This window comes from Actinorugispora endophytica, assembly GCF_004363075.1.
Classification (GTDB): Bacteria; Actinomycetota; Actinomycetes; order Streptosporangiales; family Streptosporangiaceae; genus Actinorugispora; species Actinorugispora endophytica.
In genome coordinates this window covers 269,098-280,946 of the sequence record NZ_SNYN01000004.1, presented here as the reverse complement: position 1 = coordinate 280,946, position 11,849 = coordinate 269,098, and the positions used below count along the sequence as shown (strand labels likewise).

At 74.0% G+C, this 11,849-nt stretch carries 13 protein-coding genes; 7 read left to right on the top strand and 6 right to left on the bottom strand.

The annotated features are described in order from the left end of the window. Nucleotides 1-26: 26 nt before the first annotated feature. Nucleotides 27-2,156: a VMAP-C domain-containing protein gene (locus tag EV190_RS08765; protein WP_166655416.1), complete on the bottom strand. Its 2,130-nt coding sequence runs from the start codon at nt 2,154-2,156 to the stop codon at nt 27-29. Nucleotides 2,157-2,166: 10 nt separating this feature from the next. Next, nucleotides 2,167-2,493: a CU044_2847 family protein gene (locus EV190_RS08760; RefSeq protein ID WP_133740964.1), complete on the bottom strand. Its 327-nt coding sequence runs from the start codon at nt 2,491-2,493 to the stop codon at nt 2,167-2,169. 286 nt (nt 2,494-2,779) lie between these two features. Here EV190_RS08760 and EV190_RS08755 point away from each other — a divergent pair, with 286 nt between their 5' ends. From EV190_RS08755 to EV190_RS08740, 4 genes are all read left to right on the top strand, one after another. Continuing rightward, a complete protein-coding gene (locus tag EV190_RS08755; protein WP_133740963.1) occupies nt 2,780-3,004 on the top strand; it encodes a hypothetical protein in 225 nt (74 codons plus the stop codon). A 173-nt stretch (nt 3,005-3,177) separates the two neighbouring features. Next, a complete protein-coding gene (locus tag EV190_RS08750; RefSeq protein ID WP_133740962.1) occupies nt 3,178-4,020 on the top strand; it encodes an ATP-dependent carboxylate-amine ligase in 843 nt (280 codons plus the stop codon). After that, a complete protein-coding gene (locus tag EV190_RS08745; protein ID WP_133740961.1) occupies nt 4,013-5,098 on the top strand; it encodes a TIGR04500 family putative peptide maturation system protein in 1,086 nt (361 codons plus the stop codon). Before EV190_RS08750 ends, EV190_RS08745 begins: the two co-directional genes overlap by 8 nt. A 315-nt stretch (nt 5,099-5,413) precedes the next feature. Then, nucleotides 5,414-6,529, top strand: a complete 1,116-nt coding sequence (locus tag EV190_RS08740; protein WP_133740960.1) for an NAD(P)-dependent alcohol dehydrogenase — start codon at nt 5,414-5,416, stop codon at nt 6,527-6,529. Between the two features lie 55 nt (nt 6,530-6,584). Here EV190_RS08740 and EV190_RS08735 read toward each other — a convergent pair whose 3' ends face one another. From EV190_RS08735 to EV190_RS08725, 3 genes are all read right to left on the bottom strand, one after another. After that, complete coding sequence (locus EV190_RS08735) at nt 6,585-6,824, bottom strand: hypothetical protein (protein ID WP_133740959.1); 240 nt, start codon at nt 6,822-6,824, stop codon at nt 6,585-6,587. A 119-nt stretch (nt 6,825-6,943) separates the two neighbouring features. Further along, the gene (locus EV190_RS08730) at nt 6,944-7,699 is read right to left on the bottom strand and encodes an ABC transporter permease (RefSeq protein WP_133740958.1); all 756 of its coding nucleotides are present in this window, start codon (nt 7,697-7,699) and stop codon (nt 6,944-6,946) included. Then, on the bottom strand, nt 7,696-8,697 hold the full coding sequence (locus tag EV190_RS08725) for an ATP-binding cassette domain-containing protein (protein ID WP_133741013.1): 1,002 nt from the start codon (nt 8,695-8,697) through the stop codon (nt 7,696-7,698). The genes EV190_RS08730 and EV190_RS08725 overlap by 4 nt, the downstream gene beginning before the upstream one ends. Before the next feature lie 74 nt (nt 8,698-8,771). Between EV190_RS08725 and EV190_RS08720 the strand changes: the two genes are divergently transcribed. Beyond that, nucleotides 8,772-9,725, top strand: coding sequence for a helix-turn-helix transcriptional regulator (locus EV190_RS08720; RefSeq protein WP_208113112.1), 954 nt, complete (start codon nt 8,772-8,774; stop codon nt 9,723-9,725). Further along, entirely contained in the window at nt 9,682-10,152 is a 471-nt protein-coding gene (locus EV190_RS08715) for an LLM class flavin-dependent oxidoreductase (RefSeq protein WP_341770536.1), read from the top strand. The genes EV190_RS08720 and EV190_RS08715 overlap by 44 nt, the downstream gene beginning before the upstream one ends. Before the next feature lie 22 nt (nt 10,153-10,174). On the opposite strand, the gene EV190_RS08710 is transcribed toward EV190_RS08715, so the two are convergent. Next, nucleotides 10,175-10,666 (bottom strand): GNAT family N-acetyltransferase, encoded by a 492-nt coding sequence (locus EV190_RS08710; protein ID WP_133740956.1) that lies wholly within the window; start codon nt 10,664-10,666, stop codon nt 10,175-10,177. Nucleotides 10,667-10,858: 192 nt separating this feature from the next. On the opposite strand from EV190_RS08710, the gene EV190_RS08705 reads away from it, so the two are divergent. Continuing rightward, the gene (locus EV190_RS08705; protein ID WP_133740955.1) at nt 10,859-11,848 is read left to right on the top strand and encodes an LLM class flavin-dependent oxidoreductase; all 990 of its coding nucleotides are present in this window, start codon (nt 10,859-10,861) and stop codon (nt 11,846-11,848) included. Nucleotide 11,849: the final 1 nt, after the last annotated feature.

Genomic DNA, 11,849 nt, shown 5'->3' with positions numbered 1-11,849 from the left:
GGTGTTCTCCTTCGTGAGTACGGGGGTCAGGCGGGGGCTCGCAGCGGGCCGGGGCCCTCCACGCGGTCGGCGTCGTCCCACAGCAGGGTCAGGTGGCGGCCCAGGTGGTCGGGGTCCCCCGCCAGTTCGGCCTCGTTGCGCAGCCGGTGGACCTGCTCGGGGAGGTCGAGCAGCCCTCCGGCCCGCAGCAGCCGCTGGACCTGGCCGCGGAAGTCCGCGAAGTCGCGGACGTCCCGGCACCACAGCATGATCGGCACCCCGCTCTGCCAGCCGACGCGCACGAGGTCGCGCGCGGGGTCGGCGTGCACCACGGGCGCGTGCCCCACGACCAGGCAGACCCTGCGCTCGTCGTTGAACAGCCGGGTGAGCAGCGCCTCGGGGGCCTCCTGGCCGGGGCCGGCGACCCAGTGCGTGCTGCGCTCGTCGCGGATGCGGCCGTACCGGCCGACCCACTCCCACTTGCGCAGCCAGGCGTTGCGCAGCGCGGGGTCGCGCAGGCGCTCCTGGCTGCGCACGACCACCGGGTAGGCGATGCAGATGCGGTGCTCCACGTTGCTGGAGCCGATCGTCCACTCGTCGACCGGGTGGTTCAGCAGCTTCCTCGGCAGCACGAACTCGATGACGGGGCGGCCCAGGCGCACGACGTCGGCGGGCGCCTCCTCCAGCCTGGCCTCCAGCCGGCGGGGGATCTCGGTCAGCGGGTGCGGGACGTCGTCGGCCTCGACCACCCGGCTCTGCCCCGTGTCGTGCTGGAGGGTGATCGTCAGCAGGTAGTGGTCGGGGGCCGCGCCGTCCTCGTCCAGCTCGGTCACGTAGTACCACGGCCGGGTCGACGGGCGGGCGTCCCCCCGGTCGGCCTCCGCGACGGCGTTCAGGAGGCTGCCGCGGGAGACCCCCAGGCGCTCGGCCGTGTGCTCGGTCCAGGCCCGGATCCGCGGCCCCGGGGGGTCGACCAGGATCCGGCCGATCCGGGCGGTGAGGAAGAGCAGCGGGGGGATGCCGTCGTAGCGGGCGGCGGTGACCTCCTCCAGCTCCTCGGCCACCGCGATGAGGTCGCCGGGGTCGGCGCGCAGGAACGGGCCGAGCAGCCCCGACGCCTCGTCCGCCAGGCCCCGGGGCAGGATGTCGGGATCCACCCTGCTCAACAGCTCGTACAGGTTGTTCCGCTCCTCGCTGCGCAGCAGGGGGTCGGGGAAGAAGTCCCCGATCAGCCGGTCCAGCGCCCGGAGGTCGGCCTTGCTGTGCCTGGTCCCGAGGATCGCGCGGAGCTCGTGCAGTCCGCCCGGCCGGCTCTGGCAGACGCGCAGCAGGTTGCGCACGTCCACGTGGTCCTCCTCGTGCCGGGGCACGGCGGGCCGTCGCGGGTAGCGCTGCTCGAAGAGCGAGACGTAGAGGTCGCGGCTGCCGCGGTCGCGTACGCCGTCGAGTCCGAACAGCTCCCGGACGAACAGGCGCTCGGCCGGTTCGGACAGCCCGTGGTGCGGCACGACCTGGGAGCGGGACCCCGGGAACCGGTCCGGGCCGGGCGCGGCCGGGCCCAGCCGAAGCCGGGGCCAGTACAGCTGCACCGTCTCCAGGGGGATCATCCACGCCACCTGGCGGTCGGGGTCGAGGTCGCGCCCGACCACGACCCCGATCACCTCGCCGGTCCGCTCGTCGACGACGCCCGCGCCGCTGTACCCGTGGTCGATCTGGTAGTTGCGGCCGTCCCCGTCGAGCTGGACCCACTCCGCGCCCGGTCCCGCGCTGGCGACCGTCCGCGCGTGGGCCCAGCGGCCGTCGGGTTCGCGCGCGGGGTGGCCGAACGCCCGGACCCGGGTGGGCGCCGCGCCGTCCCACCTCCGCAGCGCCGCCGGGCCGGCGCCGTAGGGCGGTTCGGCGAGGAGTTCGAGGACCGCGAGGTCGCCTCGCAGGTCCAGGATGGGGTACCACCCGTCCTCGTGCACCCGGCACTCGACCCGGACGGGGTCCCGGCCGAGGAAGTCCACGCGCAGCACGTCGTGCGGACGCGGGCCGTCCGAGGGCGCGCCCAACGCGTCGGCCACGACGTGCGCGCAGGTCAGGACGCGGTTCTCGTCGATCAGAACCCCTGCTCCGACGGCCTCGCCGACCCTGTTGAGCACGCGGACCCGCCAGGTCTCCGCGGTCGTCGGCAAACGGGTCACCCTATCCCTCCCGCGTCTGCTTCCAGAGCAGCCGCACCTGGAGGTTGGCCTCGCCGCCCGCCTTGGTCATCACCGCGCCGAACTGGCCGGAAAGCCGGACCCCGAACTCGATCTCGATCTCGGAGGGGCTGTCAGCGGTCGAGCGGAGTTCGGTCAGGGTGTCGTCGACCACGCTCCGGACCTGCTTGAGGACATCGGGGAGGGAGGCGACCGCCGCGGTCACGGCGTCGGCGCCGCGCGACACGCGGCCCACCCCGGACGCGGGACTGTCGTCCTCCACCAGGATCGACGCGCCGTTGTTCAGTTGGAAGCGGGCGAGGTGTGGCAATTGTGGTCTCCATACGCCGATTGAGTCGTTTGCGCACTCCTGCGACCTGCGAATACGACGACTTCACCGCTGAATCCGCATTCGCGGGCAATACGACCACATTACCGTTTCCCGGACCGAAATAGGCGGGGAGAGGGGCGGAAGCAGCCAAGATCGTTCCGGTTTCATCCGATATCCCTGCGGGGATATGGTTTTCGAGTGGCCCGCCCGCAAAGAAGATCCCCCGCCGGGTCCGCCCGAATAAGCCTCGTCCGCGCTCCCGTACCCGTGAAAGAGGTGTGCCTCGTTGACGGCCCAGAATCAGCCTCCGCTGCGGACCCGCATCGAAGACCTTCCTGGGACACCTCAATCCGGACCGATCCAGGGGGACGATCCGCGACGATTCCCGCCCGCCCGGGCTGACCGGGGCTGGCCGTCCAGAATCGGGATCACGGCGAACTCCATGGATTACGCCGACGATTTCGCCGGCGACAACACCGGCACCGCGGCGGACGACGAAGACGAGTGCTGACCCCGAATCCCGAAGTTCTCATTCTAACCTCCGGGAATGACGCCCACGCGGACGCGGTCTGCGCGCGACTGCTGGACTCGGGGGTCCCATTCTCCCGGAGGGACACCGCGTCGCTGACGGACGGCGGAACGATTTCCTGGTCGATTTCGGGGAATCCGCAGAACACCGGGCAGGTGTGGAACTGGCTGGACCCCTCGGGGGCCGAACTCGGTTTCGGATCCGTCCGCGCGGTCTGGTACCGCAGGCCCGGATGGCCACATCTGGACAGGGCCGACCCCGTTCCCGGGGGCGGGGCCGACCGTCCCCACGACTGGGGGATGCTGCTCGCCGCGCTGTGGGAGCGGCTCGACGCGTTCTGGCTCCCCGCTCCGCCGCACGTCCTGCGCCGGATCGCCAAACCGCTGCAACTGCTGCGCGCCCGCGACCTCGGCCTGGACATCCCCGACACGCTGGTCTCGACCGACCCCGACGCGGTCCTGGCCTTCTACGAGCGCCACAACGGCAACGTGGTCAGCAAGCGGATCGGCCATCTGCGCCCGGCCCTCTCCGACGACGGCTTCCGCTACGCGGAGCCCTTCACCCGCCGGGACCTGCGCCACGCCGAGGCCGTGCGGGCCGCCCCGGTGATCTTCCAGGAGTACGTGGCCAAGCGGCTGGAGCTGCGGGTCACCGTCGTGGGGGAGGCGGTCTTCACCGCCGCGATCCACTCCCAGGCGGCCAATCGGACCCGGTACGACTGGCGGCACTACGACACCGCGTCCACCCCGCACCGGCCGCACCGCCTGCCCGACGACGTCGCCGCCCGCTGCGTGGAGCTGGTGCGCTCCTTCGGGCTGGCCTTCGGCACGCTCGACCTGGTGCTCACCCCCGAGGGGCGGCACGTCTTCCTGGAGGTCAACCCCAACGGCCAGTACCTGTGGATCGAACACCTCACCGGCCTGCCGATCAGCGCCGCGGTCGCCGGCCTGCTCGGCGCGGAGGCGCGCGCGGCCTCCCGGAGGGCCGCCGGTGGCTGACAGCGGACCGGCCGAGGCCCTGGCGCGCGCCGGGGCGTTCGCGGCGCGCGCCGCCGCCGAGCAGCCCGACCCCGACACCGCGCGGCGCGGCCTCGCCGCGCTGCTCTACGACGTCCCGGGGGTGCGCGGCCGCGTGGTGGCCACCACGGAGCCCTACGACGGCTCGTACCACTACGACCTGCTGCTCACCCACGAGGCGGGCACCCACGTGGTCGGGTTCGCGCCCGCCCGGTCGCTGCCGTGGCCGCTGCGGGGCGCGCGCAGCCCGGCGGAGCAGGACGTGGTCCGGGTGAACGGCACCGTGCTGCGGATGCGGCAGGCGATGGCCGCGCTGGACGGGCTGTGGGAGCGCCCCCGGCTGCTGCGCCACCTCGTCGAGGCGTGCCTGGTCGTGGAGGAGCTGGCCGAGCGGGGCGGCGCGATCGACGACGCGGTCGACGACGCCCTCCTGCAACGCAGGCTGGACGGGTTCCGGCTGCGGCACGGCCTGGCCCGGGCGGCGGACACCCACCGGTGGCTCGCCGACCACGGGATGACGCACCGCGACCTGGAGGACCGCCTCACCGCGGAGCTCCGGCTCGAACTGCTGCAGGAGCAGCTGGTGGGCGACCGGGTCGCCGAGGCGTTCCGCGACGCCCCCGACGCCTTCGACACCCTCCCCGTCGCCGTGGCGGTCCTTCCCTCACCGCGGCTGTGCGCCGCCGCGCACGCCCGCTGCCGCGACGGCCGGACCCCGTTGGAGGTCGCCGTCGGCGAGGCGGCGCGCGGCGGTCCGCGGCCGCCCGACGGACCGGTCTCCGTCTCCTTCGGCACGCAGGCGCGCCACAGCGCCGCGGAGCCGGTCGCCGCGCTCTTCTCGCCCTCCGCCGCCGAGGGCGCGGTGGCGGAGCCGCACCGGGTGGAGGGGGGCCATGCCCTGGTGCAGCGGCTGGGCCCGGTGGCGCCGGGCGTCCTGGACGACCGCGCCCGCGCCGAGCTGCGCGGCGTGCTGTTCGAGCGCTGGCTCGACGCGCGCCTCCGAAGCGCCGACGTGGAGTGGTACTGGGGGAACACGCGGAACGATTCCCGCCGGTCCTGACCTTTCCGGGGTCTCAGCCGGCTCCGAGACCCCGGAAAGGTCAGGACCGGCGGGGAGAGCGCCGACGGGGACGAGCAGCACCGGCGCCCGCAATCGCCGACGGCGCCTCCGGACGTCCTCTCCCGGGCCCGGTCCGGACCACCTGGGCCGAATGGCCCGCCGCTTCGCTCCGGGGCCCGGAGGAAACCGGGCGCACCCCGGCCGGGTAGTCCGCCGCGTCCCCGGGTAGCGGGCCCCACCAGGACCGACACCGTTCCCGGCACGGGGACGACCGCGGCCGCCGCGCGGCCCGCTCGCCCCGGGAAAGGACCCGCCATGGCTTCCACGGTCACCGCGGCCGTGCTCCGTGAGACGCGCGCCCCGTTCGAGCTCCAGGAGGTCGTCCTCGACGACCCGCGACCGGACGAGGTCGTGGTGCGGATGGTGGCCGGCGGCGTGTGCGGCACCGACCTCGGGGTCCAGGCCGGGCACATCCCGTTCCCGCTCCCGGGCGTGCTGGGCCACGAGGGCGCCGGGGTGGTGGAGTCCGTCGGCTCGGCGGTCGCCTCGGTGGAACCCGGCGACCACGTGCTCCTGACGTTCACCAGCTGCGGGGTGTGCCGCAACTGCCGCACCGGCCATCCCGCGTACTGCGTGGACTTCCTGCACCGCAACCTCCTGGGCGGCGAGCGCGCGGACGGCAGCGCCACCCTGCGCCGGGACGGGGACCCGCTGCACGGCCACTTCTTCGCCCAGTCCTCCTTCTCCACCCGCGTCCTGGCCGACGAGCGCGGGGTCTGCAAGGTGGACCCGGACGCGGACCTGTCCCTGCTCGCCCCGCTGGGGTGCGGCATCCAGACCGGCGCGGGCGCGGTCCTCAACGTGCTGCGCCCCGAGCCCGGCAGCGTGCTGGCGGTGTTCGGAGCGGGCGCGGTGGGGCTGGCCGCGGTGATGGCGGCGGCCATGACCGCGGCCACCCGGGTCATCGCCGTCGACCTCGTCGACTCCCGGCTGGAGCTGGCCTCCGCCCTGGGCGCCACCGACGTCGTGAACTCCCGGGGGATCGACCTCGACGAGGCGCTGGGCGAGCTCACCGGCGGCCGGGGGGTGACCCACGCCGTGGACGCCACCGGGCACCCCGGGGTCCTGGGGGCCGCCGTCCGCGCGCTCGCCCCGTACGGCGTCCTGTGCCTCGTCGGCGCGCCCGCCGCCGGGACCGCCATCGACGTGGACGTGAACTTCATGCTCAACGGCCGCCGGATCGTCGGCGTCACCGAGGGGGACTCCAACCCGCAGGTGTTCCTGCCCGCGCTGGTGGAGCTCGTGCGGCAGGGCCGGATGCCGCTGGACAGGCTGGTCACCCCGTACGCGTTCGCCGACATCAACACCGCCGTCGACGACGCCAGGGCCGGCTCGGTGCTCAAACCGGTGCTGAGCTTCGACGACCGGTGACCGGGGCCCCCGGTGGAGCTGGGCGGCCCCGGCGGGCGTCTCCGGTCGGGGCGCGCTACGTGGTCTCCTCCTGGTCGAGGACGGCCTGCACCAGGGCGGCCTCCGACTCGGTGAGGGCGAGGACGCGCCGGCTGTCGGTGATGATGTGGGTCGCCTCCTCCGGGCCGGGGCGGGACCCCCGGGGCAGGAACCTGCCGGAGTCGATGAACGGCCGGCCGTCGACGGTGACCTCCCACCGCCTGCCCCTCCGGGTGATGGTGGCGGTCTGTCCGCCCCGCAGTGTCTTGGTGATCATGGGACCTCCCTCTGGCTCGTGAGGGAGTATGCCGCGTGGAACCGCTTTTTGTCCGGGTTTCGGACAAGGCGGTCGGGGGCGGCCTCCCAGGGCCTCCCCGAGAATACCGGAATCGCGGTTCACCCCACGGCGCGCCGCATCGCGCGGGTGCCCACGAACAGGCCCACCGCGGCCATGGCGACGGCCGCGGCCGCTCCCCCGCCGACGGTCGCCGAGACGAACTCCCCGTTGAACAGGGCGCGCTCCGCGTCCACGACGTAGGACAGCGGGTTGAACCGGGACAGGGCCCGCAGCCAGTCGGGGGCGTCGTCCAGCGGCAGCAGCATCCCCGCGAGCAGCATCAGCGGGAAGATCAGGGTCTGCTGCACGCCCCAGAACATCCACTCGTTGTTCTTGGACGCCAGCGCCAGGGTGTAGGACAGCGCGCCGAGCCCGACGCTGAACACCGCCAGGACCAGCAGGCCGACGACGGCCCCGACGGGGTTCGGGCGGAACCCGAACGGGATGGTGGCGGCGATGATGAGCGCCGTCTGGACGAGCACCGGGACGATCTCCTTGAGCGCCCGCCCGATGATCAGCGCGGGTCTGCGCAGCGGGGAGACGAGCATCCGCTCGTGCGAGCCGGTCTGGATCTCGAACAGCAGGTTCGACCCGGTGGAGGATGTCGCGAACAGGGACGACATCACGATGATGCCGGGGACGAACCACTGCAGCGCGGAGCCCCCGCCCTCGCTGTCGGGGAGCAGCGGCGCGAACAACCCGAGGAAGAACAGCGGCTGCACGATCGAGAAGAGCACGGAGAACGGGTCGCGCAGCACGGGCCGGAGCTCGCGGCTGAAGACGGTGGCGGTGTCGGTGATCAGTGTGGTGCTCATGCCGCGCTCTCCTGCGGGGTCGTGGTGGCGGTCTCGGGGGTGGCGGCGTCGGCCTCGCGGAGGCTGCGGCCGGTCAGGTTGAGGAAGACGTCGTCGAGGGTGGGCCGGACGACCTCGACCCCGACCACGTCGAGGTTCGCCTCGTCCAGGCTCCGCAGCAGCTTGGGCGTGAGCTGGGCCCCGCCCGGGACCTCGATCACGACCCTGGCGCCGGTCCGCTCGGCCCGCGCGCCCGCGGCGATGTCCAGCGCACGGGCCTCCCCACGGCGGGCGTCCGCCTCGTGGTCGAACGTCAGGGTGACGCGGTCTCCCGCGTGGTCGGCCTTGAGCCGCTCGGGGGTCGCGTCGGCGATGACCCGCCCGTGGTCGACCACGATGACCCGCTCCGCCAACTGGTCGGCCTCGTCGAGGTAGTGGGTGGTCAGGACGATCGTGGTGCCGTGCCCGGCGCGCAGTTCGCGGATGTGCTCCTGCAGGTTCGCCCGGTTCTGCGGGTCCAGCCCGGTGGAGGGCTCGTCCAGGAACAGCAGGGCGGGGGCGTGGATCAGGCCCATGGCGATGTCGAGGCGCCGACGCTGGCCGCCCGACAGCGACGACACGACCCGGTCCGCGACGCCCTCCAGGTCGAGCGAGGCGATGAGCTCGGCGGCCCTGGCGCGCGCCGCCGCGACGCTCATCCCGTAGGCCCGGCCCTGGCTGATCAGCTCGTCGCGGCCCCGCTGGCTGTGCCCGGCCCCGTTGCCCTGGCCGATGTAGCCGATCCGGCCGCGCACCTCGCGCTGGTCGGCCACCACGTCGAACCCGGCGACCCGCGCGCTGCCGGAGGTCGGGGGCAGCAGGGTGGTGAGCATACGCAGCGTGGTGGACTTGCCCGCGCCGTTCGGCCCCAGCAGCGCCACCAGCTCACCGGCCTCGACGTGCAGGTCGATGCCGCGCACCGCCTCGACCGTCTTCTTCTTCACAACGAAATGCTTGGTCAGTCCACTTGTGTGGATCATCGTCGCGTTCACGGGGACCACACTAGGATTTCTTGCGGTCAGTTCCTGTCCTGAATGCGGGTGAACCTGGTTCCATGGCGAACACGAGTGCGCGGATGCTGCGGCTGCTGTCCCTGCTGCAGACCCATCGGTACTGGTCCGGCTCCGAGCTGGCCGGGCGGTTGGAGGTGAGCGAGCGGACGCTCCGGCGCGACGTCGACCGGCTGCGCGAACTCGGGTACCCGGTGGACGCCAACCGGGGCGTGGCCGGCGGGTACCAGCTGCGGTCGGGCACGGCGATGCCCCCGCTGCTGCTCGACGACGAGGAGGCGGTGGCCATCGCCGTGGGCCTGCGGACGGCGGCGGGCGGCGCCGTGGACGGCATCGAGGAGACGTCGGTGCGGGCGCTGGCCAAGGTCGTCCAGGTGATGCCACCCCGGCTGCGGCGGCGCGTCGACGCGTTGCGGACCCACACGGTGCCCGCCTTCACGGCCGGGGGGCCGACGGTCGACGCGACGGACCTGACGGTGATCGCGCAGGCGTGCCGGGACGACGAGCGCCTGCGGTTCGGGTACACCGCGCGCGACGACGAGCGGACGCGGCGGCTGGTGGAGCCCTACCGGCTGGTGTCGATGGAGCGACGCTGGTACCTGGTCGCGTGGGACGTGGAGCGCGACGACTGGCGCACCTTCCGGGTCGACCGGATGTCCGCCCCGAAGGCGACCGGCGCGCGCTTCCGCAAGCGCGGGATCCCGGGGGACGACGCGGCCGGGTTCGTACGGGACCGGATCGCGGCGATACCCACCCGGCACCGGGTCGTGCTGGACGTGCGCTCGCCCGCCGCCCGCGTGGCGGAGATCGTGGGGCACTGGGGAACGGTCGAGGCCCTCGGGGAGGAGACGTGCCGGCTGTCGATGAGCGTGGAGACGTTCGAGTGGGTGGTCCTGGCGATCGCGGCGCTCAGAGCCGGTTTCGAGGTCGTCCAGCCGCCCGAACTGCGCGGCTATCTGCGCGAGACGGGCGAACGGCTCCTGCGCGACAGCGCGTGAGCCCGCGCCCGGGCGTACGACGGTCGGCATCGGCATCCTCCCCGCGGGCGCGCGCAACGCCGCGTCCACCGCGATGGAGGCGGCCGCGCCGGCCGCGCACCTGGACGCGGTGCGGCGCCTGCTCGCGGGCGAGGAGGTGACCGTCCAGGGGCGCTACGCGCGCCTGGACGGCGTCCGGCTGGAGTTCCCGCCCGAGCGGGCGCCACCGGTGCCCGCCGGGGTGCGCGGCCCCAGGTCCCGGGGGGTGTCGGGCCGCCACGCCGACGGGACACTGCCGGCCGAGCCGGTCACGCCCGCCTACCTCGCGGCGGCCCGCGCCTCGATCGCGCGCGGGCAGGACGCGGACAGCGTCGTGCTGTCCGCGCCGGGCGACGCGGCGGAGCGGCTGGACCGGGCCGCCGTCCTGAACGGGCCTCCGGGGGGGTGAGCACGGCCTCGGGGCGCCGGGGTCACAGCCGCTTGGCGTACCAGTGGTCGGCGTAGGGGCCGTCGTTGAAGGGCGGGACCTCGGTGTAGCCGCGCCGGGCGTACAGGCTCCTGGCCTCGACGAGGTCGCGGCGCGTGTCCAGGCGTATCGTCGCGGCCCCGAGACCGCGCGCCGCCTGCTCGGCCGCCGCGACGAGGGCGGAGCCGCAGCCGCTCCCCCGCGCCTCGGCGGAGACGAAGAGCCGCCTGAGTTCGGCGGTCCCGGCGTCCACCCGCCGCACCCCGACACACCCGGCGACGCCGTCCCGGCCGCGCGCGAGCAGGAAGAGCCCGTCGGGCGGCGCCAGATCGTCGCTGGGGTCCCCGGCGATCGCGGCGTCGACCTCCTCCTCGGTGGCCGGCCGGCCGTAGTAGCGGCCCGCCACATCGGCGGTGTACCGGCGGAGCACGGCGGCCGCGTCGGGGTGGTCGGGGGGAACGGGGGCGATGGCCCAGTCCGTCGTCGAAGCGCGCACACGGGTATCCTCCCACCCCGGAGCGTGGGAGCGGCCGGCGACGGAAGGCCCCGCAACGGGCCCGCCGCCGGCCCGGTCGCGGGTCCCGGTCGACGTGAAATAACCGCGACGGCGGCGCGGTTGTACCCAGAACGCGTCGCGGCCGACGGCTGTGGCGCCCGTTCTGCTCCCGCACCGAAAGGCCCGCCTTCCATGGCAGTCCCGCTCTCCATTCTTGACCTGGCACACATCGGCGAGGGGGAAACGGCGGCCGACAGCCTGAGCGCCAGCGTGACGCTGGCCCAGCACGCCGAGGAGTGGGGCTACCGGCGGATCTGGTACGCCGAGCACCACAACATGGCCTCCATCGCCTCCTCGGCGACCAGCGTCCTCATCGCCCACGTCGCCGCGCACACCAGGACGATCCGCCTGGGCGCGGGCGGCGTCATGCTTCCCAACCACTCCCCGCTGACCATCGCCGAGCAGTTCGGCACCCTCGAGACGCTGCACCCGGGCCGCGTCGACCTGGGCCTGGGCCGGGCGCCGGGCAGCGACCAGCAGACCATGCGGGCCCTGCGCCGCGACCCCGCGTCCGCCGACTCCTTCCCGCAGGACGTCCTCGAACTACAGGGGTACCTGACGGGCGAGTCCCGGATCCCGGGCGTGGACGCCGTCCCCGGCAAGGGCACCGGCGTGCCGCTGTACATCCTGGGATCCTCGCTGTTCGGGGCCAAGCTCGCCGCCGCGCTCGGGCTCCCCTACGCCTTCGCCTCCCACTTCGCCCCGAACGCGCTGGAGGACGCCGTCGCGGCCTACCGGCGCGAGTTCCAGCCGTCCGCGCACCTGGACCAGCCGTACGTCATCGCCGGAGTCAACGTCATCGCGGCGGACACCACCGAGGAGGCGCAGGAGCACTTCCTGGCCGCCAAGCGCGCCCGCGTGAGCCTGCTGCTCGGCCGGGGACGCACGTTCACGCCGCAGGAGGCGGACGCGGTCCTGGACGCCCCCGCGGGGCGGCAGATCCTGCAGATGACCAAGTACTCGGCCGTGGGGAACCCGGCCGAGGTCCGGGAGTACCTGGACCGCTTCACCCGGCAGGCGCGCGCCGACGAGCTGATCGTCGCCTCCACGGCCGTCGACCGGAAGGCCTGGCTGCGGTCCTTCGAACTGCTCGCCGAGGTCGGAGGGCTCACCCCCGCCTGAC